Source organism: Devosia salina (assembly GCF_019504385.1).
In the GTDB taxonomy this organism is placed as follows: domain Bacteria; phylum Pseudomonadota; class Alphaproteobacteria; order Rhizobiales; family Devosiaceae; genus Devosia; species Devosia salina.
Genome location: NZ_CP080590.1, coordinates 3,025,148 through 3,047,944 on the forward strand (window position 1 = coordinate 3,025,148; position 22,797 = coordinate 3,047,944).

Annotated in this window: 19 protein-coding genes and 1 pseudogene; 14 read left to right on the forward strand and 6 right to left on the reverse strand. The window is 64.0% G+C overall.

Annotated elements, in window-relative coordinates; translation table 11 throughout:
- Positions 1 to 377 precede the first annotated feature (377 nt).
- Positions 378 to 1,307, forward strand: a complete 930-nt coding sequence (locus tag K1X15_RS14870; protein WP_220303849.1) for an IS110 family RNA-guided transposase — start codon at positions 378 to 380, stop codon at positions 1,305 to 1,307.
- A 12-nt stretch (positions 1,308 to 1,319) separates the two neighbouring features.
- On the opposite strand, the pseudogene K1X15_RS14875 reads toward K1X15_RS14870, so the two are convergent.
- The 3 genes and pseudogenes from K1X15_RS14875 to K1X15_RS14885 all read right to left on the reverse strand — a co-directional run bounded on the left by K1X15_RS14875 (position 1,320) and on the right by K1X15_RS14885 (position 2,848).
- A pseudogene (locus K1X15_RS14875) lies at positions 1,320 to 1,606 on the reverse strand (GIY-YIG nuclease family protein).
- Between the two features lie 149 nt (positions 1,607 to 1,755).
- Positions 1,756 to 2,352, reverse strand: coding sequence for a hypothetical protein (locus K1X15_RS14880; RefSeq protein ID WP_220304394.1), 597 nt, complete (start codon positions 2,350 to 2,352; stop codon positions 1,756 to 1,758).
- A gap of 229 nt (positions 2,353 to 2,581) precedes the next feature.
- Entirely contained in the window at positions 2,582 to 2,848 is a 267-nt protein-coding gene (locus K1X15_RS14885; protein WP_220304395.1) for a hypothetical protein, read from the reverse strand.
- Positions 2,849 to 3,268: 420 nt separating this feature from the next.
- Here K1X15_RS14885 and K1X15_RS14890 point away from each other — a divergent pair, with 420 nt between their 5' ends.
- From K1X15_RS14890 to K1X15_RS14950, 13 genes are all read left to right on the forward strand, one after another.
- On the forward strand, positions 3,269 to 4,579 hold the full coding sequence (locus tag K1X15_RS14890; protein WP_220304396.1) for an ABC transporter substrate-binding protein: 1,311 nt from the start codon (positions 3,269 to 3,271) through the stop codon (positions 4,577 to 4,579).
- 266 nt (positions 4,580 to 4,845) lie between these two features.
- Complete coding sequence (locus K1X15_RS14895) at positions 4,846 to 5,718, forward strand: carbohydrate ABC transporter permease (RefSeq protein ID WP_220304397.1); 873 nt, start codon at positions 4,846 to 4,848, stop codon at positions 5,716 to 5,718.
- A gap of 187 nt (positions 5,719 to 5,905) precedes the next feature.
- Positions 5,906 to 6,736 carry a carbohydrate ABC transporter permease gene (locus K1X15_RS14900; RefSeq protein ID WP_220304398.1) on the forward strand — a complete coding sequence of 277 codons (831 nt, stop codon included), beginning with the start codon at positions 5,906 to 5,908 and terminating at the stop codon, positions 6,734 to 6,736.
- A gap of 188 nt (positions 6,737 to 6,924) precedes the next feature.
- On the forward strand, positions 6,925 to 7,935 hold the full coding sequence (locus K1X15_RS14905; RefSeq protein ID WP_220304399.1) for an ABC transporter ATP-binding protein: 1,011 nt from the start codon (positions 6,925 to 6,927) through the stop codon (positions 7,933 to 7,935).
- A gap of 5 nt (positions 7,936 to 7,940) precedes the next feature.
- Complete coding sequence (locus tag K1X15_RS14910) at positions 7,941 to 9,416, forward strand: mannitol dehydrogenase family protein (protein ID WP_220304400.1); 1,476 nt, start codon at positions 7,941 to 7,943, stop codon at positions 9,414 to 9,416.
- A gap of 114 nt (positions 9,417 to 9,530) precedes the next feature.
- Entirely contained in the window at positions 9,531 to 11,117 is a 1,587-nt protein-coding gene (locus K1X15_RS14915; RefSeq protein ID WP_220304401.1) for an FGGY-family carbohydrate kinase, read from the forward strand.
- 259 nt (positions 11,118 to 11,376) lie between these two features.
- Complete coding sequence (locus tag K1X15_RS14920) at positions 11,377 to 14,724, forward strand: transglutaminase family protein (protein ID WP_220304402.1); 3,348 nt, start codon at positions 11,377 to 11,379, stop codon at positions 14,722 to 14,724.
- Positions 14,725 to 14,727: 3 nt separating this feature from the next.
- Positions 14,728 to 17,139 carry a circularly permuted type 2 ATP-grasp protein gene (locus K1X15_RS14925; RefSeq protein ID WP_220304403.1) on the forward strand — a complete coding sequence of 804 codons (2,412 nt, stop codon included), beginning with the start codon at positions 14,728 to 14,730 and terminating at the stop codon, positions 17,137 to 17,139.
- A gap of 11 nt (positions 17,140 to 17,150) precedes the next feature.
- Entirely contained in the window at positions 17,151 to 18,029 is an 879-nt protein-coding gene (locus tag K1X15_RS14930) for a transglutaminase family protein (RefSeq protein ID WP_220304404.1), read from the forward strand.
- A gap of 104 nt (positions 18,030 to 18,133) precedes the next feature.
- On the forward strand, positions 18,134 to 18,304 hold the full coding sequence (locus K1X15_RS14935; protein WP_220304405.1) for a hypothetical protein: 171 nt from the start codon (positions 18,134 to 18,136) through the stop codon (positions 18,302 to 18,304).
- Between the two features lie 43 nt (positions 18,305 to 18,347).
- Entirely contained in the window at positions 18,348 to 18,506 is a 159-nt protein-coding gene (locus K1X15_RS14940; protein WP_220304406.1) for a DUF3309 family protein, read from the forward strand.
- 220 nt (positions 18,507 to 18,726) lie between these two features.
- Positions 18,727 to 19,101: an ElaB/YgaM/YqjD family protein gene (locus tag K1X15_RS14945; protein WP_220304407.1), complete on the forward strand. Its 375-nt coding sequence runs from the start codon at positions 18,727 to 18,729 to the stop codon at positions 19,099 to 19,101.
- A gap of 2 nt (positions 19,102 to 19,103) precedes the next feature.
- Positions 19,104 to 19,535 carry a hypothetical protein gene (locus tag K1X15_RS14950; RefSeq protein ID WP_220304408.1) on the forward strand — a complete coding sequence of 144 codons (432 nt, stop codon included), beginning with the start codon at positions 19,104 to 19,106 and terminating at the stop codon, positions 19,533 to 19,535.
- A 12-nt stretch (positions 19,536 to 19,547) separates the two neighbouring features.
- Here K1X15_RS14950 and K1X15_RS14955 read toward each other — a convergent pair whose 3' ends face one another.
- From K1X15_RS14955 to K1X15_RS14965, 3 genes are all read right to left on the reverse strand, one after another.
- Positions 19,548 to 20,459: a diacylglycerol/lipid kinase family protein gene (locus tag K1X15_RS14955; protein WP_220304409.1), complete on the reverse strand. Its 912-nt coding sequence runs from the start codon at positions 20,457 to 20,459 to the stop codon at positions 19,548 to 19,550.
- Positions 20,456 to 21,880, reverse strand: coding sequence for a sensor histidine kinase (locus K1X15_RS14960; protein WP_220304410.1), 1,425 nt, complete (start codon positions 21,878 to 21,880; stop codon positions 20,456 to 20,458). The genes K1X15_RS14955 and K1X15_RS14960 overlap by 4 nt, the downstream gene beginning before the upstream one ends.
- A gap of 78 nt (positions 21,881 to 21,958) precedes the next feature.
- A complete protein-coding gene (locus tag K1X15_RS14965; RefSeq protein WP_240549509.1) occupies positions 21,959 to 22,711 on the reverse strand; it encodes a Crp/Fnr family transcriptional regulator in 753 nt (250 codons plus the stop codon).
- Positions 22,712 to 22,797: the final 86 nt, after the last annotated feature.

Here is a 22,797-nt window from a genome sequence, read left to right on the forward strand (position 1 = left end):
CTCTGTCAACGCGTGCCCGGCGCGGCGTCGACTGGCCCTCGGGTCAGGCCCGAGGGCGGCACTGTGGTTGGGGCGAGATCGGTGCAAATGGCGAGGATGGCAGGTTCGGACCTCAAATCTGTCGTTCGAGCCCATACGATGAGACGATCAAAACCTGCCGACTGCCCACCCACCGCGCGTCACCCTCGGGCTTGTATCGACGATATCTGATTAAGTTGTCCCGGGAGGCGGTCGCAGCCGCACTCCCGGGTTGACAGCGACCGTCCTCGGACAGGCCTTATCGGCCGAGGTTAAGCAGGGTCCTGTCGGCTCTTCCCTAAACCCGAACAGTTGTGAGGGCAGTTGCCCGCATCACAAGCCAGGGAGAGGCGAGAGAGATGATATCAGAAGCCATCGTCGCGGGCATCGACGTTTCCAAGGATCGGCTGGACGTGCATGTCCTGCCCGGCGCCCAGGTGCTGAGTGTGGACCATGCCCCCAAAGGGCTGGCACGGCTGGTCGGGCTGCTGCGCCGTCTGGGCGTGCAGCGGATCGGGTTGGAAGCCTCGGGCGGTTATGAGCGCGCGGCACTGGACGTGCTCGCACAAGCCGGGTTTGCGGTCTGTCTGGTTCCACCCGCCCGCGTGCGGGCTCTGGCCCACGCCCTGGGTCGCCATGCCAAGACCGATCCAATCGATGCCAGGATGATCGCCTGTTATGTGCAACTGGCGCCCGGCCAGCACGACTATCAACGCGACCCGGCGCGCCAGCGGCTGGACGAGCTGGCCGGCCTGCGCCGGCAATTGATTGCCGAACGCAACAAGCTCGTTTCCCGGCTCGATATCGCTACCGACACGATGGTGCGACGCATGCTGGCCCGCATGCACACCATGGTCGGGGGCCACATTGCCCGGCTCGATGCCGAGATCGCCAGCCATATCCGCGCAACCCACCTCAAGGCGCGCTATGAGATCCTGCTCGCTGTGGCGGGTGTCGGCCCGGTTCTGGCCGCTACCTTGCTCTGCGATCTGCCCGAGCTGGGCCATGCCACGCCCAAACAGCTCGCCAGCCTGGTCGGGGTGGCCCCGCATGCAAGGCAATCGGGGCGAACGGCACGTCCCGGCCGATGCAGCGGCGGACGCGCCAGTGTCAGAAACGTCCTCTATATGGCAACCCTGAGCGCCCTGAAGGCCCGCAGTCCTGCACTCCGAACCTTCTATGACCGCCTCAGGGCCAACGGCAAACCCTTCAAGGTCGCCATCAACGCCGCAATGAGAAAGTTCATCACAATCCTCAGTGCCATCGTCAAACAATCGACAGTTGCTTGACCCGAGGGCTCTTCACTTGGCGATATCATCCCAGAGATCGCGCCAGTCGGGGTTACTCTCCTCAATCAATGCGTGTTTCCAGTGACTGTACCAACGCTTGAGTGACGTCTCACGCTGAATGGCCATGCCGATCTCACCAACTGCTCAAAATGAACAAGCCGCTTGATGTTGCGCGTTTTGTGGTAACCAGCAATCAGGCCTTCGCGGTGCTCGCACACTCGGCGAACCAAGTTATTGGTGACCCCAATATAGGTCTGGCCCCGACGCATATTGGCAAGAATGTAAACAAAGCCGCCCATCTCGGCATCATGAAGTACAGAGCCCTCGGGTCAGGCCCGAGGGTGACGGCCGGCGGGGTGGGATATTCGGAGGAGAGCAGACTGTCGGGAACGACCCAAACAAGTCATTCGCGCGTCTATTGCCATACCACTTTAGCTGACGGTCGCGCTTAGGGCTGCGTCAGGCAGCTTGACTGCTCGGCGGCGAAAGAGTTGAAGAACGGCTCCCTGCCTGGCCTAGTCTCAACATGCAGGCCAGAGATAATACGACAACCACTGCCGCTGCGGGCAAGTGACCCAACGCCAAGGTTCGTTGAGTAGATGGGATCGGGGTTTCTTTCCTCGTGGGTTCCGGAAGCTACCAGCAACCGTCGTTCCTGTATGAACGCGGACACAAAGGCGGCCTCTTCGACTGATGTCACGGATGGAACGTTGGGAGCTAATCGGACCTCGCACGAACGTCGCTCATCGGGGTATTCCCCTTCCACCAGGACGAACGAAGAACCGGGTGGCTGCCAGCGTTGCTCGAGCACCTCATACCCAGGCATCAACGGTGCGTCCAATCCCTCAACGGTGATAGGTGCAACACGCATAATGGAAGGCCCGAGGTCGATTAACCCTTGGGTGTTCAATTTCTCGCCCTGCTCAATGGCGATACGGCAGCGTGTCCAGAGTTGCCGCCACGTTTCTACATCCAGTTCGCTCGCCCGAGCTTCTGATGAAAGGCAGATAGCGATCATCAGCAGATAGAAGGAAGAAAAGCGCACCTGCACCTCAAAGTGGAACCGCCGCAGAACCTTGACCTCTCGGAGGAATCCTAAAACCCGTTCGGCCCTTGGTCTGCTATAGCAAGCCCTCCGCCAGAAGCCGATAGTCAGCTACCCACCCCCTTTTCGACGCCTGCCAAATGAAAAAAATGACCAACAGCTTTCAGGAAACTGCAGCCAAATTCGTCAGGATTTGCTGGAGATTCGGTGTCTACCTCATCCCTTCCTATTACCTACTTCCTGGACGATCCTTTTGCAGCCTATGAACCAGTTTGATCAAAAATATAGGAACTCCAATAACCAAAATTATCTCTACATTTCTCTTGTAAATGCTATCATCAAGACCGGTCATCCAAAAATAGTAAATAGATAATGCCATAGCGTAGATTACAATTTCGGCACAAAATTGCCCCCAGGCACTTTTTATTTTGGGTTGTTGTCTGTTTTTTTCCATGGCCTCGGCAAGCGTTGTGGATTCTTGCCCATTTTTTTTCATAGTTTCTATTCCCCATTGCCGCGCTACGAATCTACCGCCAAGGCCGTACCCCAACCTGCAATTTTCTTGGCCGGCAACAACACTTACCGCCGACGGGGAGCCCAAGCAAAATTGGTTGTCCCCTAAGCAGTCCCAAATTTGGCAGTCGCCAAGCGTCTGCTAATCCTGTCTGCTAACCAAGGGCCAACTGTCCGCTCCCCACCCCCAAACCGCCTCGCCACACCGCATCCAACACAGGGCAATAGCCCACCATCGGCCACATTGCCCACTCCGCCCTCCCCGACAGAGTGGCCGACACCCCATTCCTGACGCACGTAGCGCAAGGTTTTGCAGAAAAGCCTGCTTGACTCGCATGCCCCATTTGTGAACATTTGCTCACAGCCGAGGCAAATGCCCGCTTCGGCATCTGGGAGGATATCTATGAAACTGACACCCCTTTTCGCGGGCGCCTTCATGCTCGCCCTTGCCGGCACCGCTTCTGCGCAGACGCTCACCATTGCCACCGTGAACAATGGCGACATGATCCGCATGCAGGGCCTGTCGAGCGCCTTCACCGAAGAAACCGGGATCGAGCTCAACTGGGTGGTGCTGGAAGAAAACACGCTGCGCCAGAACGTGACGACCGACATCGCCACCAATGGCGGCCAGTATGACATCATGACCATCGGCACCTATGAAGCGCCGATCTGGGCCAAGCAGGGCTGGCTGAAGCCGCTCGATGGCCTGAGCGCCGATGCCGAATATGACGTGGACGACCTGCTGCCCCCGATCCGCGATGGCCTTTCGGTCGATGGCAAGCTCTATGCCGCGCCCTTCTATGGCGAGAGCTCGTTCATCATGTATCGCACCGACCTGATGGAAAAGGCCGGGCTGACCATGCCGGAAGCCCCGACCTGGGAATTCATCGGCGAAGCCGCCCGCGCCATGACCGACCGTGCCAATGACATCAACGGCATTTGCCTGCGCGGCAAGGCCGGCTGGGGCGAGAACATGGCGTTCCTGACGGCCATGTCCAACTCCTTTGGCGCCCGCTGGTTCGACGAAAACTGGACGCCCCAGTTCGACCAGCCAGAATGGAAGGCTACGCTCGACACCTATCTCTCGCTGATGGCAGATGCCGGCCCGACCGGCGCCTCCTCGAACGGCTTCAACGAGAACCTGACGCTGTTCCAGCAGGGCAAATGCGGCATGTGGATCGACGCCACCGTCGCCGCCTCCTTCGTGACCAATCCCAATGACTCCACCGTCGCCGACAAGGTCGGCTTCGCCCTGGCGCCCGACACCGGCCTGGGCAAGCGCGGCAACTGGCTCTGGGCCTGGTCGCTGGCCATCCCGGCCTCCTCGCAGAATGCCGATGCCGCCGAGCAGTTCATCGGCTGGGCCACGTCCAAGGCCTATCTCGAAATGGTGGCGGACAAGGAAGGCTGGGCCAATGTGCCCCCGGGCACCCGCGTCTCGCTCTATGAAAACCCGGACTACAAGGCTGCGGCACCCTTTGCCGACATGACCCTCGGTTCGATCTACGCGGCCGATCCGACGCACCCGACCGTCAAGCCGGTGCCCTATGTCGGCGTGCAGTTCGTGGCCATTCCCGAATTCGCGGGCATTGCCACCAATGTCGGCCAGCTGTTCTCGGCAGCGCTTGCCGGGCAGATGTCGGCCGATGACGCCCTGGCCCAGGCCCAGGACGCCACCACCCGCGACATGACCCGCGCCGGCTATATCAAGTAGGCTCCTCCAAGCCTTGGGCGGCCCGCTGCTCCTTGCGGCCGCCCATTTTCAACCCAATGTGGCGCGCCTGTCCTCCCTGGCATGGAGCGCGCCACGCTGGAGCCGCCCGACCTTTTCTGATCCCTCAGAATGTTGGACGGCTCCGCCCCAAGGCGGCATCCTGCCGTCCACGGACCTGACCCGATGGCCACGCCGATCATGGCCATCCGATGAGGCCCGACCAGCCCCGGACACAACCGGGTGCAACACGGCCCTGGGAGGAATGAATGGCAACCCGGCAGACCCGCACCCTGGCGCGCACCATGATGGCACCGGCCGTGCTGGTGCTGTTCATCTGGATGATCGTGCCGCTGGTCATGACCATCTGGTTCTCATTCCAGAACTATAGCCTCATTAACCCGATGATGACCGGCTTTGCCGGCTGGGCCAACTACGCCTATGTCATCGGCGACCCCAGCTTCACCCAGGCGCTGTTCAATACGCTGTTCCTGGTGGGCGGCGTGCTGCTGATCACCGTTGTCGGCGGCACCTTCCTGGCGCTGTTGCTCGACCAGCCCATCTGGGGCCAGGGCATATTGCGCATCCTCGTCATCTCGCCCTTCTTCGTCATGCCGCCGGTGGCCGCGCTGATCTGGAAGAACGGCTTCATGCATCCCGGCTATGGCATGCTGGGCCACCTCTGGAAGGCCTTCGGCCTGCAGCCGGTCGACTGGTTCGCGCAATATCCGCTGTTTTCGGTGATCGTCATCGTCGCCTGGCAATGGCTGCCCTTCGCGACGCTCATTCTGCTCACGGCGCTGCAATCGCTCTCCGAGGAGCAGCGCGAGGCGGCCGAAATGGACGGCGCCAATGCAGTCAACCGCTTCCGCTACATCATCCTGCCGCACATGGCCCGGGCCATCACCATCGTGATCCTGATCCAGACCATATTCCTGCTCGGCATCTTCGCGGAAATCCGCGTCACCACCGGCGGCGGCCCGGGCTATGCCTCGACCAACATCGCCTTCCTCGTGTTCCGCACCGGCATCCTCAGCAACGATATCGGCGCCGGTTCGGCCGGTGGCGTGGTCGCCGTCATCATCGCCAATATCGTCGCGATCTTCCTGATGCGGGCAGTGGGGAAAAACCTCGATGCTTAGGTATATGGGAAGCACCCCCACCCTCATTCCCTCCCCACAAGGGGGAGGGAGGCGCAAGCCTCAGTCGCCGCGGCTCCTTACCCTCCCTCCCCCTTGTGGGGAGGGTAGCGAAGCTCGGCCCCTTGGCCGTAGCGCAGCTAGGGTGGGGGTATCTATCCAATATGCCGTCACAGGGGGAGTTCGCTAAATGGCCCGCACCGCATCCGTTCAGACCAAGATCGGCTTCACCATCCTCGCCTGGGCCGTGGCCCTCTTGCTGTTCTCGCCGATCCTGTGGACGATCGTCACTGCCTTCAAGTCCGAGGCCGAGGCCATCGCCGCCCCGCCCACCTTCCTGCCAGAAACCTTCACGCTCGACAATTTCGCCGCCGTCCAGGACCGCTCCGACTATCTCAAGCATGCCTGGAACTCGATCGTGGTGTCGGTCGGCTCGACGCTGCTGGGCCTCGTCATCGCCATCCCGGCGGCCTGGTCCATGGCCTTTGCGCCCACCAAGCGCACCAAGGACATCCTGATGTGGATGCTCTCCACCAAGATGATGCCGGCGGTCGGCGTGCTGATCCCGATCTACCTGATCTTCCGGGATCTGCGGCTGCTCGACACGGTGCATGGCCTGACCATCATCATGACGCTGATCAACCTGCCGATCATCATCTGGATGCTCTACACCTATTTCAAGGAAATCCCGGTCGATATCCTGGAAGCCGCCCGCATGGATGGCGCGGAGCTCTGGAACGAGATCGTCCATGTGCTGGTGCCCATGGCCGTGCCCGGCATTGCCTCGACCCTGCTGCTCAACGTCATCCTCGCCTGGAACGAAGCCTTCTGGACCATTACCCTCACCTCGGGGCGCGCCGGAACGCTCACCGCCTTCATCTCATCCTTCTCATCGCCGCAGGGCCTGTTCCTGGCCAAGCTTTCGGCCGCCTCGCTGCTCGCTATCGCACCAATCCTGCTGCTCGGCTGGTTCAGCCAGAAGCAGCTTGTCCGTGGCCTCACTTTTGGAGCGGTGAAGTGAGAACGCCCACTGCACTCTTGGGCCCCTCCCCCTTGAGGGGAGGGGTTGGGGTGGGGGTTCCGGACTCATCGCCAATCCGGCGCTCTCGGATAGGCCCGAACCCCCACCCTCATTCCCTCCCCTCAAGGGGGAGGGAGGCGCAGGCCGAAACGTCTGCCCACCAACACCCGATCTCGGAGGACTGAACTATGGGTTCCATCACGCTCGAACACGTCAACAAGTCCTTCGGTGAAGTCGAGATCATCCCGGACATTTCGCTTGAGATCAAAGACGGCGAATTCGTCGTCTTTGTCGGCCCATCGGGCTGCGGCAAGTCCACCCTCTTGCGTCTGATCGCCGGGCTCGAGGACACCACCGGCGGCCATATCAAGCTCGACGGCGAGGACGTGACCGACGCGCCACCCGCGCGCCGCGGCCTGGCCATGGTGTTCCAGTCCTACGCGCTCTATCCGCATATGAGCGTGCGCGACAACATCGCCTTCCCGCTCAAAATGGCCAAGACGCCGCAGGCCATCATCGACCAGAAGGTGGAGTATGCGGCACGCACGCTGAACTTGGGCTCCTATCTCGACCGCCGGCCGCGGGCGCTCTCGGGCGGCCAGCGGCAGCGTGTCGCCATCGGCCGCGCCATCGTGCGCGAGCCCAAGGCGTTCCTGTTCGACGAACCCTTGTCGAACCTGGATGCGGCGCTGCGCGTCAACATGCGGCTCGAGATCACCGAACTGCACCAGCAATTGAAGACCACCATGATCTACGTAACCCACGACCAGGTCGAAGCCATGACCATGGCCGACCGTATCGTGGTGCTCAATGCCGGCAATGTGGAGCAGTTCGGCTCCCCGCTCGAACTCTACAAGCGCCCGGCCAACCGCTTCGTCGCCGGCTTCATCGGCTCGCCTAAGATGAACTTCGTCGATGGCCCGGAAGCCGAAAAGCACAAGGCGACCTCCATTGGCGTGCGGCCCGAGCATTTCACCCTCTCGACCACGGCGGGCGCCGGCCAATGGGCCGGCACCGTCAGCGTCGCCGAACAATTGGGCTCGGACACCTTCCTGCATGTCGAGGTCGATGGGCTGGGGTTGATGACCGTGCGCACCAATGGCGAACAGACCTTCAGCCATGGCGACAAGGTCTGGCTCACCCCCGACCCGAACCGCATCTACCGTTTCGATGCGGCCGGAAAGGCGCTTCAGGGCTGATCGTCATGACCACCAAGCTCTCCCTCGCCACCCTGCCCGCGCTCATCGGCGTCAGTGCGCCCCGCTACCAGCGCTCGGACCTCACCGCCGGCATCGTGCATTTCGGCGTCGGTAATTTCCATCGCGCCCACCAGGCGGTCTATCTCGATGCGCTGTTCAATCTGGGCGAGGGGCATGACTGGGCGCTGGTCGGCGCCGGCGTGCGCGCGGCCGACGAGGCCATGCGGCAAAAGCTGATGGCACAGGACTGGCTGACCACCGTGGTGGAACAGGAGGCCGATGCCAGCGCCGCCCACGTCACCGGCGCCATGATCGACTATATCCAGCCCGGCGACAGCGCCGCCGTCATAGCGCGTCTTGCCGATCCGGCCATCCGCATCGTCTCGCTGACCATCACCGAGGGCGGCTATTATATCGACCCCGCCTCGCAAAGGTTCGACCCGACGCATCCCGATATCGCCTGGGACGCGGCTCATTTCGAGGCGCCGAAAACCGCCTTCGGCCTCATCCTCGCGGGGCTCCTGCGCCGCCGCGACGCCGGGATTGCGCCTTTCACCGTGATGAGCTGCGACAATATCCCGGGCAATGGCCATGTGACGGAAAACGCCGTCGCCGGGCTCGCCGCCCTCATCGACCCCGACCTGGCCGACTGGGTGACGTCGTCCGTGGCCTTCCCCAATGGCATGGTCGACCGCATCACCCCCGCCACCTCGCCCCGGGAGATCGCCCTGCTGGCTGCCAATTTCGGGGTCGCCGACAATTGGCCGGTCTTCTGCGAAAGCTTCCGGCAATGGGTGCTCGAGGACAATTTCCCCGCCGGGCGCCCGGCGCTGGAAAAGGTCGGCGTGCAATTCGTGCCGGACGTCGCGCCCTATGAGCATATGAAGATCCGCATCCTCAATGGGGGCCACGCCACCATCGCCTATCCGGCGGGCCTGCTCGACATCCACTTCGTGCATGAGGCCATGGAGCATCCTCTGGTCTCGGCGTTCCTGAGGAAGGTCGAGGCCGAAGAGATCATTCCCGTCGTGCCCCCCGTGCCCGACACCGATCTCAACGACTATTTCGCGCTCTGTGAACGGCGCTTTGCCAATCCCAAGATCGGCGACACGGTCCGGCGGCTGGCCCTCGACGGCTCCAACCGCCAACCCAAATTCATCATTCCCTCGGCGCTCGATCGCATCCGGGACGGCAAGTCGGTCATCGGCCTCGGATTGGTGTCGGCCCTGTGGTGCCGCTACTGCTACGGCACCACCGACAGCGACGCCGTCATCGAACCGAACGACCCCAATTGGGATCGCCTCACCGCCCAGGCCCACAAGGCCAGGGACAATCCCAAGGTCTGGCTCGAAATGGCCGACATCTATGGTGACCTCGCCAAGGCACCCGACTTCATCGACGCCTTCACCAAGGCCCTCCACTCCTTGTGGACGCAGGGCACTGCCCGCACGCTCGAAGCCTATCTGGCAGATCGACTGTAGGCAGACGCTCCCGGCCTTGACCGCGCAGCAGTGAAGGCCGGGAACGCTGCGCCACCCCTAGCCCCTTTCCCAAGCATCCGTTAAGGTCCGCGCGGACCGAGAAGAGAGGGCGGCGTGTCGCAAAACCTCCTGGTGGGAGTGGATGTCGGGACCGGCAGTGCCCGGGCCGGCGTGTTCACGCGCGAAGGGCAATTTCTCGGCCGTTCCGAATCTCCCATTTCCATGCGGCGTACTGACGCCAATTTCGCCGAGCACGACAGCGAGGAAATCTGGGCCTCGGTCTGCCGGGCCGTGCGCGATGCCATGTCCCTGGCCAAGGCCGCGCCCGGAGATGTCGTCGGCATCGGCTTCGATGCCACCTGTTCGCTGGTCGTGCGTGACCCTGCCGGAGCGCCGGTCGCCGTGTCGCGCGATGGCGGGGACCGTTGGGACACCATCGTCTGGCTCGACCATCGCGCCCTGGACGAAGCGGACGAGTGCACCCGCACCGGTCACGAAGTGCTGCACTATGCCGGGGGCGTCATGTCGCCGGAAATGGAAGTGCCCAAGCTCATGTGGCTCAAGCGGCACTTGCCGCAGAGCTGGGCCCGGGCCGGCATGATGTTCGATCTGGCCGACTTCCTCTCCTGGAAGGCGACCGGCTCGCAGGCCCGCTCGCAATCGACACTGACCTGCAAATGGACCTATCTTGGCCATTCAGACCGGAAGTGGCGGCAGGACTTTCTCGCCCGTGTGGGGCTCGAAGACCTCCTTGAGAAGGCGTCTCTGCCGCAGGTCGCAAGCCCCGTCGGCGCCGATCTCGGTCCACTGACAGCCGCAGCCGCCGACCAGCTTGGCCTCACCCCTGCCTGCCGGGTCGGCGCAGGCCTGATCGATGCCCATGCCGGGGCGCTGGGCGTGCTCGGCGCGTTCACGGCCGATGTCGAGACCATCGACCGGCACCTGGCGCTGATAGCCGGCACGTCGAGCTGCGTGATGGCGCTGTCGGCGGAAGACCGGCCGACCTCTGGCGTCTGGGGCCCCTATTACGGCGCGGTGCTGCCCGGCGTCTGGCTCAACGAGGGCGGTCAATCGGCCACCGGGGCCCTGCTCGACCACATCATCCGCTGGCATGGCGCTGGCGGTGAACCGACCCGTGACAAGCATCTCGCCATCTGCGAACGCGTGATGGAATTGCGGGCGACCGAAGGCCTGGCGCTGGCCAATCGTCTGCATGTCCTGCCCGACTTCCATGGCAACCGCTCGCCGCTGGGCGACCCCTTTGCCCTCGGCGTCATCTCCGGCCTGACGCTCGACAGCGATTTCGACTCGCTCTGCCGGCTTTATTGGCGCAGTTGCGTCGCCATCGCTCTGGGCGTGCGGCATATTCTGGAGACGCTCAATACCAAGGGCTATGCCATCGACACGCTGCACATCACCGGCGGTCACACCCGCAATCCGCTGCTGATGGAACTCTATGCTGATGCCACCGGCTGCACCGTGGTCGAGCCTGCGACACCGGACGCGACCCTGCTCGGCATGGCCATGGTCGCTGCCAATGCCGCCGGCCTCTATCCCGGTCTAGACCAAGCCTGCATGGCCATGCAGCAGGGCGGCACCTCGCGCGCGCCCGACCCCGCCGCACGTCTGCAGTTCGATCGCGACTACCGCATTTTTCTAGAGATGCTCCGGCAGCGGCAGGTGATCGACGGGCTGGAGTAGCCCCGCGCCTGGCACCGGCAGTGATATCACCCCCTCCCATCCTCCCCCATCAAGGGGGAGGTGCCGCATCGCGTATTGGACGACATTGTGCTCAAGGCACCGGCTTCACACCTCCCCCTTGATGGGGAGGCGGGAGGGGGTGGCATTGTGCTGAAACGCCCGCCGGCGCATGCGGCGCCTATCCAGCCGTAGCAATCCCCGCTAAGCTCTTTGTCGGGAAGCCCTAATTCTGTGGCCTTAGAGCGAGCGACAAAGCCGCATGTCGATCAAAGCCGCCATCTATCATCTCACCCATTACAAATATGATCGACCGGTTACCCTGCAACCGCAGATCATCCGCCTGCAGCCGGCGCCACATTCGCGCACCAAGGTGCTCAGCCATTCGCTGCGCGTCACGCCCTCTCTGCACTTCGTCAATGTGCAGCAGGATCCCTATGGCAATTTCCTGACGCGCTTCGTCTTTCCCGAGCCGGTGACAGAGCTCAAGATCGAGGTCGACCTCATCGCCGACATGACGGTTTACAATCCCTTCGATTTCTTCGTGGAAGAGAGCGCCGAGACCTGGCCCTTCGACTATCCCGAAGAGCTGCGCGCCGATCTTTCCATCTATCGCCAGACCGAACCGGCCGGGCCACTGCTGCAACAGTTTCTGGATACTATCGACAAGAGCCCGAAGAACACCGTCACCTTCGTCACCGAACTCAACACCCGCCTGCAACAGACCATCAACTACATCGTCCGCATGGAGCCCGGCGTCTGGACCCCGGAGGAAACCCTCGGCAATGCCAAGGGCTCCTGCCGCGATTCGAGCTGGCTGCTGGTCAATATCCTGCGTCATCTCGGCTTTGCCGCCCGCTTCGTCTCGGGCTACCTGATCCAGCTCAAACCTGACCTGGTTTCGCTCGATGGGCCGGCGGGCACCGACCACGACTTCACCGATCTCCATGCCTGGGCGGAAGTCTATCTCCCCGGCGCCGGCTGGATCGGCCTCGACCCGACATCGGGCCTTCTTACGGGCGAAAGCCATGTGCCGCTGGCGGCCACGCCGCATTATCGCAATGCGGCGCCCATATCCGGCTTTGCTTCCTATGCCGAAGTCGACTTCGCCTTCGACATGCAGGTGACCCGGGTCGCCGAGCACCCGCGCATCACCAAGCCTTTTTCCGACGAAAGCTGGCAACGCCTGGATGCGCTCGGCAAGGCTGTCGATGCCAGGCTGGCCGAGCAAGACGTCCGCCTGACCATGGGTGGTGAACCCACTTTCGTTTCCATCGACGACTTCGAAGCCGACGAATGGAATGCCGGCGCCGTCGGGCCCACCAAACGGAAGCTGGCGGACGACTTGATCCGCCGCCTTCGCAATCGCTTTGCCCCCAATGGCCTGCTGCATCATGGCCAGGGCAAGTGGTATCCCGGGGAAACCCTGCCGCGCTGGACCTTCTCCTTATATTGGCGCCTGGACGGCAAGCCGGTCTGGCAGGATGAAAGCCTGATCGCCAGGGAAGGTGTGCGCTATGATGTGACCAGCAGCGACGCGGAGGCGCTGAACCGCGCCATTGCGCACAATCTCGGCCTGGCGGGTGACACGGTGCTGCCGGCCTATGAAGATCCGGGCGAATGGATCCTCAAGGAAGCCAAGCTCCCCGACAATGTTGACCCGGCAAATTCGAAACTGACCGACCCGGAAGAACGGGCCCGCATCGCCACGGTCTTCAATCGCGGCCTCACCAATCCTACCGGCTATGTGCTGCCCATCCAGCGCTGGAACGCCGCCGCCAGCGGTCGCCGCTGGATCACCGAGCAATGGAAGACAAGACGCGGCAAGCTTTATCTCGCCCCCGGTGACAGCGCCGCCGGCTATCGTCTGCCGCTCTCCAGCCTGCGTCATCTGACGGCGACCAGTTATCCGCATATTGTGCCGATGGACCCCGGCGTTCCGCGCCTACCCTTGCCGGAGCCGGGCACCATCCTCGCCGCCACCGGGGCGCCACCGGCCGATATCCGGCCTCAGGCCGCCGCCAGCTTCACGGCCAGCACCGAAACACAGAACCGCAACGAGCAGGTGCTCGACGAGATCGATTCCAATGTGCGGACCGCGCTGACAGTCGAGGTGCGCGAGGGGCGGCTGTGCGTGTTCCTGCCGCCGGTCTCGGCACTGGAAGACTACCTCGAACTGATCGAGGCCACCGAGGCCGCCGCAAGACAGATCGGCAAGCCGGTGCATGTCGAAGGCTATGCCCCGCCGCATGATCCGCGCCTCAATGTCATTCGCGTCGCGCCCGATCCGGGTGTCATCGAGGTCAATATCCACCCGGCTGCGAGCTGGGACGACTGCGTGGCAACGACCGAGGCGGTCTATGAAGAGGCGCGCCAGTCGCGGCTGGGCGCCGACAAGTTCATGATCGACGGCAAGCATGTGGGCACGGGCGGCGGCAATCACGTCGTGGTCGGCGGTGCGACGCCCAGTGACAGTCCGTTCCTCAGGCGCCCCGATCTTCTCAGATCGCTGGTGCTGCACTGGCAGCGTCATCCGTCCATGAGCTATCTGTTCTCGGGCATGTTCATCGGCCCCACCAGCCAGGCGCCGCGGATCGACGAGGCCCGGCACGACAGCCTCTATGAACTGGAAATCGCGCTGGCGCAGGTGCCCGCGCCCGGAGCGGGCGAGGCGCCCCTGCCCTGGCTGACCGATCGACTGTTCCGCAATCTTCTGGTCGATGTCACCGGCAATACCCATCGCGCTGAAATCTGCATCGACAAGCTCTATTCGCCCGACGGACCCACCGGCCGGCTGGGCCTCGTGGAATTCCGCGGCTTCGAAATGCCGCCCAATGCGCGCATGAGCCTGGCCCAGCAATTGCTGATCCGGGCGCTGATCGCGCGCTACTGGGACAATCCGCTGGCCGGTGACTTCACCCGCTGGGGCACCACCCTGCACGACCGCTTCATGCTCTCCTCCTTCGTCTGGCGGGATTTCCTGGGCGTGCTGGAGGACCTGCGCCAGCACGGCTTTGACTTCGAACCCGAATGGTTCGCCGCCCAGCTCGAATTCCGCTTCCCCTTCTGTGGCGAGGTGAGCGTCGATGGCGTCAGGCTGGAACTGCGCCAGGCGCTCGAGCCCTGGCACGTGATGGGCGAACAGGGTGCCATCGGCGGCACGGTGCGCTTTGTGGATTCATCGGTCGAGCGCCTCGAAGTGCGCCTTGAGACGACCAATCCGGGCCGCTATGCCATCACCTGCAATCAGCGCCCCGTGCCGCTGCAGCCCTCCGGCACCCAGGGCATTTCCGTCGGCGGCGTCCGCTTCAAGGCCTGGCAGCCGGCTTCGGGCATGCATCCGGTGATGCCGGTTCATGCGCCGCTGGTGTTCGATATCTATGACAGCTGGACTGGCAGGGCCATTGGCGGCTGCACCTATCATGTTGCCCATCCGGGCGGCCGCAACTATGAGACCTTCCCGGTCAATGGCAATGAGGCGGAGGCAAGGCGCCTCGCCCGCTTCGTGCCGCACAATCACACCCCCGGCGGCTATGCCCTGAGACCCGAAAAGCCTGCGGACGAATTTCCGCTGACGCTTGACCTCAGGCGTCCGCCGCGGTTCACGTAACCCATGAGTTCGCGGAATCAGCAGACCCGCGGCAAGCCCCCGGCCGGCCCCAGCATCATCGCTGATTACCGCCTGCTGCCCGGCGTGCCGGACGAGATGATCGACCCGTCCGGCGCCATTCGGCCCGGCTGGGACCAGCTCATGTCTGCCTTTGACGCCCTGGGCCCCACCGAACTGGCCGCCCGCTTCGAGCGCGCCGATCAATATCTGCGCGATGCCGGGGTGTTCTACCGCAAATATGACGGCGCCGAGGGCAAGGAGCGCGCCTGGCCGCTGGCCCATATTCCGCTTTTGATCGACGAAGCCGACTGGGTGCAGATTTCGAGCGGGCTGACCCAGCGCGCCGAACTGCTCGAACGCATCGTTGCAGATATCTACGGCAACAACAGTCTGGTGCAGGAAGGCCTGCTGCCGCCCGAACTGATCGCCCAGAACGCCGAATTCCTGCGCCCCATGGTGGGAGTGCAGCCGGTGAGCGGCCACTATCTGCATTTCTGCGCCTTTGAACTCGGGCGCGGACCGGACGGCGCCTGGTGGGTGTTGGGCGACCGCACGCAAGCCCCTTCCGGTGCCGGCTTTGCGCTGGAAAACCGCGTCGCTACCACGCGCGCGCTCTCGGACGTCTATGGCGGCCTCAACATCAACCGGCTCGCCGGCTTCTTCCGGGGTTTCCGCGATACGCTGTTTGCCCATGCCCGGCGCGATGGCGGCCGCGTCGGTATCCTGACGCCCGGCCAGCTCAACGAGACCTATTTCGAACACGCCTATATTGCCCGCTATCTCGGCCTGATGCTGCTCGAGGGCGAGGACCTAGTGGTCGAGGATGGCCAGGTCATGGTGCGGACGGTGGCGGGCCTGAAGCCGGTCAGCGTGCTCTGGCGCCGGCTCGATGCCAGCTTCGCCGACCCGCTCGAACTGCGCTATGACAGCCATATCGGCACGCCCGGCATGGTCGAGGCACTACGCTCAGGCTCGATTTCGATGATCAATGCGCTGGGCACCGGCATTCTCGAAACGCGGGCCCTGGCGGCCTTCATGCCGCGCCTCTGCAAGCACCTGCTGGGCACCGGCCTCGAACTGCCCGAAATCGCGACCTGGTGGTGCGGCCAGGGCGCCGAGCGTGAATTCGTGCTCGACAATTTCGACAGCCTGATGATCGGCCCGGCCTTCTCGACGCAATTGCCGTTCGACGATCTGCGCGGGACCGCGCTGGGCGCCGCCATGACCGCCGAGCAGAAGGCCGAGCTCCAGCACCGGATCAGCCAACAGGGCGGCGCCTATGTCGGGCAGGAGCCGGTGCGGCTTTCGACCGCCCCGGTCTATGTCGATGGCCGGCTGGAGCCGCGCCCCATCACCCTGCGCGTCTATGCCGCTCGTACCGACGACGGCTGGACCATCATGCCCGGGGGCTTCGCCCGCGTCGGCTCCACCACCGACACCACGGCCCTTGCCATGCAGCGCGGCGGTCAGGCTGCCGACGTCTGGGTGCTATCCACAAAACCGGTAGAACCGGTGTCGCTGCTGCCGCGCGAAGGGCAAAAGCTGGTGCGCAACACGCCCGGAAGCCTGCCCAGCCGAGCCGCCGACAATTTGATCTGGCTCGGGCGCTATGCCGAGCGCTGCGAGGCCACGGTGCGCATCCTTCGGGCCTATAATGCCCGGCTGGCCGAATTGTCCAAGCCCGACCTGCCCATTCTCACCCATTGCGCGGCCTTTCTCGACACGCTCGATGTCGATGCCTCCGAGGCCATGCCGCAGGGCCTGCTGGCCTCGATTGACAGCGCGGTGCATAGCGCTGGTCAGATCCGGGACCGCTTCTCGCCCGATGGCTGGCTGGCGCTCAATGACCTGCAGAAGACCGCCCGGCGCTTTGCGACCCGCATCAGCACCGGCGACGATTCCACCCGGGCCATGACGGTGCTGCTGCGCAAGCTGGCCGGCTTTTCCGGCCTCGTGCACGAGAACATGTATCGCTTTGCCGGCTGGCGCTTTCTCGAACTGGGCCGGCGCCTGGAGCGCGCTATCCAGATCGCCCGCGCCACGGCATGGTTGACGGCACCCGAGGCGCCTGACGGATCGCTCGAAATGCTGCTCGAGATCGGCGACAGCGTCATGTCGCATCGCCGCCGCTATTCGGTGAGCGCCGGCACGCAGAGCGTTATCGACCTGCTGGTCCTCGACCCGCTCAATCCCCGTTCGGTGCTGTTCCAGCTGACCGAGCTGCGCAACCAGGTCGAGACCCTGCCCGGCGGCATCGAGGACGACCAGCTGTCTCCCGCCGCCAAGCTGGCACTGCAAATCCATACCGATCTGGTCATCGCCGAGCCGCACCAGTTGACGCCCGAGCGGCTGGACCAGCTGGCGGGCGACATCGGCATGCTCTCCGGGCTTATCGCCGCGGCCTACTTCACCTGAGCGGCCGGTACATGCTCTACGACATCCGCCTCACCCTCGAATACGACTACGACGCGCCCGTGCATGGCGGACGCCACCATATCCGTGTGGCGCCGGCCAATGTCCCCGGGGTCCAGCGTGTCATCGCCGCCTCCCTGACCGTCGATCCGGCACCGTCCCGACAAAGCGGCTTCCTCGACTTCTTCGGCAATGCGGTCACCGCCATCACCATGACCGATCCGCACGAACAGCTGGTCATCCGCCTGTCGGCACGGGTGCAGGTCGAGGACCTGACCCCACCGGCCGACCTCTCGCCACCCCTGCCACAATTGGCGCGCGAGATCGGGCAATACTGGTCCATCGCCCCGACCAGCCCCCAGCATTTCCTGGCCGCTTCGCCCCGCGTCCAGATCGTGCCGGCCATTACCGACTATGCGCGCGACGTGACCGGCGGCGAGCAGACAACCCTGTCCATGGCAACCGCGCTGTGCACGGCGATCCACAAGGACTTCGAATACGACCCCAAGGCCACAGACGTGGAGACGCGGCCGGCCGAAGCCTTTGCCCTGCGCCGCGGCGTGTGCCAGGACTTCGCGCATATGATGATTGCCGGCCTGCGCGGCATGGGCATTCCCGCTGGCTATGTATCGGGGTTCCTGCGCACCAATCCGCCCCCCGGCAAGCCGCGTCTGGAAGGTGCCGACGCCATGCATGCCTGGGTGCGCGCCTGGTGCGGCCAGCATGTGGGCTGGGTGGAATTCGACCCCACCAACAACATGATCGCGGGGCCCGACCACATCTCCATCGGACATGGCCGGGACTATGCCGACATTTCGCCCATTGTCGGGGTATTGCGCACCCATGGCTCGCACGAGACCAGGCAGTCGGTCGACGTGCTCCGCGTCGAGTAATATCGCCACGGAACCATTTTCACATTGTCCCCGTTCTCTTGGCACGCGGGCCGAATGGCTCCGCCAGGAAAGATCCGGCAAACCGGGTCGCAGGAGACATGGAAATGTACACTTCACAGATCAGGCACCATGACCGTCACAGCCGCGCCAAGGCTGCAGTGTGGACCGACCACGCATTCGATCATCACCCTCGTTTTGCTGAAGTGGCCATGGCCCTCCTGCCCGCTTCGCTGATCCTGGCGACTGCCACCGCCCTGCTGGTCGCGCTGGTCTAGGGTCGAACAGCGCACCGGTTTCCCGAGTTCTTAGGAGGGTTTCATGACACTCGGCACTATTCTGATCATCATTCTCATTCTGCTGCTCATCGGCGCGTTGCCGACCTGGGGCTATTCGCGTGGCTTCGGCTACTTCCCCTCGGGCATCCTCGGCGTCGTTCTGGTCGTGGTGCTGATCCTGGTCCTCATGGGACGCTTCTAGCATCAGATCCTATCCCCAAACGGGCACACCAGGTCCCTCTGGTATCCCTTGAAAAGGGAACGTGCCCTTCAGCGGACCGATGGTCGCCCCCCTTTTCGGTCCGCGCCCTTTGTCCCGGCAAGCGCCTGCTTGTCGGGACTTCTTTTTCGCTCACAACCGGTTGCTGGGGAACTCCGGCAGCGGCCAAGGCGTTGTGGCCACATCGAACAAGGAGCGCCCGATGGCAACCACCTCTGACATGGCCCCGAACCGCCGCAAGACTGGCAATGGCGGCCGCAGCACCGCTACCACCAAGACCCCGGCTACCCGCGAAGAGCAGCTCGAAGCCCAGGTGGCCCAGCTGCAGGCCGACCTCATGGCGATCAGCGATACGCTCGCCAAGCTGACCGGAGAAAAGGTCGGCCAGGCCCGGTCCCTGGCCAGCGCGGAAGTGAAACATCTGCAGGCCAAGGGACAGCAGATGCTCAATGAAGCCCAGGACCAAGCCGGTGAAGTGGAAAAGCAACTCAAGGACACGATCCGCGAAAAACCTCTGACCGCGGTGGCAGCGGCCGCCGGCGTCGGGTTCGTACTGGCCCTGCTGACCCGGCACTGACCATGGGCCTGGTTGCGCAGCTCGCCTCGCTGCTCGGTCTCGAGGTCGATAACCTGGTCAACCGCGCCAAGTTCTCGGCGCTGGTCTATGGCCTCATATCGATCTGCGTGTTCGCCGCGGCCGCCTTTCTCGTGGCCGCGGGCTATATTGCGCTGGCCGAACGCCTGGGAGCCATCATCGCCGCGCTGATCATGGCGGGCGGTTTTCTATTCATGGCGCTGGTCGTCTACCTTGTCGCCCTGGTGGTCCGCCGACGCCGGGAGCAGAAGCTGGCAAAGCGCCGCCGGGCCAGCGAGACCGGCGCGCTGATCTCGACGGCCGCCATTACGGCGCTGCCCCTGCTCGCGCGTTCCCCCCTGCTGCTGAAACTGGGCCTTCCTGCCGCTGCCCTGGCCGTCTTTGCCCTGCTGCACGATTCCAAGGACGACGACTGAGGTTGTCGTGCTTCAGCGGTCGGTTCCCAGGACCGGCCGGATGACTGACAGCGCGCCCGGGTGGATTTCGAGCGTCACCTCGGTCTCGAGATCGATCAGCTCGCCATCGACCACCGCGTGGGTCCCGCGCTTGCGCCTGGGGAAGCGAAGCACCAGATCGCGCACTTCGGTTTCGCGCACCGCCGGATTGGCCCGCCACCGCCCCGTCATCACATCCAGCACCAGGCTGAGCAGCTCATTGGTTGTGACACTTCTGGCCACATAGACACCCAGGACGCCTGAATCGAGCGTTTCTGCGATGGGCACCGGGCTCTCGTCGAGCGGGTTGTTCGAAATGGCCACCCCTGTGGCGGTGAGGCGCATTTCCCCCTTTTCGGCATGCAGTTCCACCTCGAAGCGGGGCGGATTGACCGCGGACGCAAAAATGGCGCGCAGACTGGCGAGCATCTTGCCGACCCGGCTGCGATAGACCATGCCATTGCGGATGCGCACCAGACGGGCATGGATGCCCACCCCGAACTGATGCACGAAGGGGCGTCCATTGGCCGTGGCAATATCGACCTTGCTGACCGCCCCTGCCGCGATGGCGGCCAACGCCGTGTCGAGGTCCAGTGGCATGCCGAGGGACCGCGCGAACAGGTTCATTGTGCCCGCAGGCAGCACGCCCAGGGGCTTTCCGCTTCGGAAGGCCGAAGAAGCCGCAGCAGATATCGTCCCGTCGCCACCACCGGCAACAACGGCGTCGATAGCCGGATCGGCGGCCGCTGCATCGAGTTCGGCCTCCACGCTGCTGCCCGCGACCACGCGGCACTCAAGTTCATGACCATGCCGGCCGAACAGGTCCACGGCTCGGGCGCACAGCGCATCCAGGTCCGTGGTGCGCAACGTGCCACCGTCGCGATTGAGAATGGCGCGAACTTTCACAGGGCGACCTCTTCGACACGGATGGCCGGGCTGCCCAATTCCGGCAGCACTACCTTGACCTCGACACCGCCCCCTTCGGGAACCGAATAGATGGGCTCGCCGCCGAACTGCCCTGCCAGCTGCCGAACGATGACCGAGCCCAGCCCAGCCTCGGTCGCCTCGTGCCCGGGGGGCATGCCTACGCCATTGTCGCGCACGCACAGCACGGGCACGCCTTCGCGACTACGATCGAGCTGCACCACAATCCGGCCTTCGCGTCCCTCGGGGAATGCATATTTGAGCGCATTGGTCACCAGCTCGCCCACCAGGATGCCGAGCGTGGTGGCATCGCGCGCGCTGACCTCGATGGGCGCCAGCTCCCCCACCACCACGATGCGTTCGCCATCGGTCTGGGTGGCAGCGATGTCTTCGAGCACGGCAGACAGGAACTCATTGGCGCTGGCCGTCTCCAGGTCATCGCCCAGCCGCAGGCGGCGATGAGCGGAAGCCACGGCGTGCACCCGCAACCGCGCCGCCTCGAGGGCCGCGCGCACCGGTTCGGACTGGCTGCGCATCATCTGCAGCGCCAGCAGCGATGACACGGTGGCCAGGGAATTGCCGATCCGGTGATTGGTATCCTGCAACAGGGCCTCGACCCGCTGGCGCTCCCGGTCGGCATGGGCCCGCGCCTCCTCGATGTCACGTGTCCGCTCGGCGACCTCCGCCTCCAAGGCCTCTTTCTGGCTCAGGAGCCCCCGGTGACGTTGCGCCAGCACGCTCACCTGCCGCTGCGTCCGTCGCAGCAACGAGTAGGCCAGGACCACGGCGGCTGCGAGGGCCGCGATCAGGGCGGCGACCAGCCCGGTGCGGGTCTGGTCGATCGCCAGGTTGCGGCTGGTGAGCTTGGCATCCTCCTCGGCGATGAAGTCTTCGAGCGTGGCACTGACCTCAGCCATCAACCTGGCACCCATGCCCGTTTCGGTCAGCGTCTGCGCTTCCTCGGCGCGCTGGGTCGTCACCAGCTCGACCGTGCGGTTCATCTCCGCCATCTTGCTGGAGATATCGCCGGTAATGCTCGTGACCCGGGCGCTCTGGCCCGGATCATCGGCCGTCATCTCGAGCAGGGCCGCCACCCGGCGGTCGAGACTGGAGACGGCCTCGCGATAGGGCGGTAGGAACTGCGGATCGGCCGTGAGCAGATAGCCACGCTGGCTGGCCTCGGCCTGGCTGAGAGCATGGGTCAATTCGCGCGCCGCATTGCGCACCGCATAGGTCTTGGTGATATCGCCAAGCTGCCGGTCAATGCCCTGCATCAGCAGGAGCGCGGCGAGGGCCGCCAGGCAGATCAGCGCCAGCGACACCCACACGGCCAGTCGCCTGCCTCCCGGCCACCCGGGTCTGGCTGCATCCGCACTGAAGCCCTGATCCGCCACTACGTCCATCTCCTGCACCCACCGGCAACGAGATCGGGAGCGGTTCTAGCATTGACTGTCACCCATGGCAGCATTGAGGCCCGCATCCTAGATGAGCGGCCGGATGCGTTCGACCGTGTTGTCCCAGCCCGCCACGCGCGCCAGTTCGGCAGCATCCAGCACCTGGCAACTCCGGCCCAGCCATCGGATCAGCCCCCTATTGGTGAGCTTGCGCAATGTCTTGTTGGTGTGAACGATGGACAGGCCCAGCGTGTCGGCGACGTGCTGCTGGGTGAGCGGGATGTGCACATTGGTCGTGCCAAGCCCAAGCGACATGGCTCGTTCATGAAGGAAGGCCAGGAGGTAGGCAGCGCGCTCCAGCGCCGTCCGTCGTCCCAGGCTGAGCAGGTGGTCGTCCAGCATGCGCTCTTCCCGCGCCGCCAGCCAGGTCACGTCGAAACCGAGGCCGGGATGGTTGCGGAACAGCTCGTCCAGCCGATCGCGCTGGAAGACGCAGAGCACCAGGGGCGACAGCGCCTCGACCGAATGCTCCATCTCCCCGATCACCGATCCCTGCAGGCCAACCAGGTCACCGGGCAGGAGATAGTTGAGAATCTGCCGCCGCCCGTCATCAAGCATCTTGAAGCGGAAGGCCCAGCCCGAGAGCAGTGTAAAGAGATGGGCGCTGTGAGCGCCCTCCGAGAGAATGACCGCGCCGGCCTCGGCCGTCATTTCGCCGGTCTTGAAGCTCGAGACGAATTTCAACTCGCTGGGGGTGAAGTCCCGAAAGGACGCCAGCGGGCGCAGCGGGCATTGCTCGCAGGGCACGCGGCGCCCGGTTGAGGGAAGAACGAGACTCACGAGATTTCCTGACGCTTGGAAAGTCCGGACCATCAACGCCCCAACGTCCATCTGCGTTCCATATGTCAAAGTTAAATGACAGAGGC

Coding starts and splice junctions, on each gene's coding strand:
- K1X15_RS14870 (WP_220303849.1), top strand. CDS start 378: ATGATATCAGAAGCCATCGTCGCGGGCATCGACGTTTCCAAGGATCGG.
- K1X15_RS14885 (WP_220304395.1), bottom strand. CDS start 2,848: ATGAAAAAAAATGGGCAAGAATCCACAACGCTTGCCGAGGCCATGGAA.
- K1X15_RS14890 (WP_220304396.1), top strand. CDS start 3,269: ATGAAACTGACACCCCTTTTCGCGGGCGCCTTCATGCTCGCCCTTGCC.
- K1X15_RS14895 (WP_220304397.1), top strand. CDS start 4,846: ATGGCAACCCGGCAGACCCGCACCCTGGCGCGCACCATGATGGCACCG.
- K1X15_RS14900 (WP_220304398.1), top strand. CDS start 5,906: ATGGCCCGCACCGCATCCGTTCAGACCAAGATCGGCTTCACCATCCTC.
- K1X15_RS14905 (WP_220304399.1), top strand. CDS start 6,925: ATGGGTTCCATCACGCTCGAACACGTCAACAAGTCCTTCGGTGAAGTC.
- K1X15_RS14910 (WP_220304400.1), top strand. CDS start 7,941: ATGACCACCAAGCTCTCCCTCGCCACCCTGCCCGCGCTCATCGGCGTC.
- K1X15_RS14920 (WP_220304402.1), top strand. CDS start 11,377: ATGTCGATCAAAGCCGCCATCTATCATCTCACCCATTACAAATATGAT.
- K1X15_RS14925 (WP_220304403.1), top strand. CDS start 14,728: ATGAGTTCGCGGAATCAGCAGACCCGCGGCAAGCCCCCGGCCGGCCCC.
- K1X15_RS14930 (WP_220304404.1), top strand. CDS start 17,151: ATGCTCTACGACATCCGCCTCACCCTCGAATACGACTACGACGCGCCC.
- K1X15_RS14935 (WP_220304405.1), top strand. CDS start 18,134: ATGTACACTTCACAGATCAGGCACCATGACCGTCACAGCCGCGCCAAG.
- K1X15_RS14940 (WP_220304406.1), top strand. CDS start 18,348: ATGACACTCGGCACTATTCTGATCATCATTCTCATTCTGCTGCTCATC.
- K1X15_RS14945 (WP_220304407.1), top strand. CDS start 18,727: ATGGCAACCACCTCTGACATGGCCCCGAACCGCCGCAAGACTGGCAAT.
- K1X15_RS14950 (WP_220304408.1), top strand. CDS start 19,104: ATGGGCCTGGTTGCGCAGCTCGCCTCGCTGCTCGGTCTCGAGGTCGAT.
- K1X15_RS14960 (WP_220304410.1), bottom strand. CDS start 21,880: ATGGACGTAGTGGCGGATCAGGGCTTCAGTGCGGATGCAGCCAGACCC.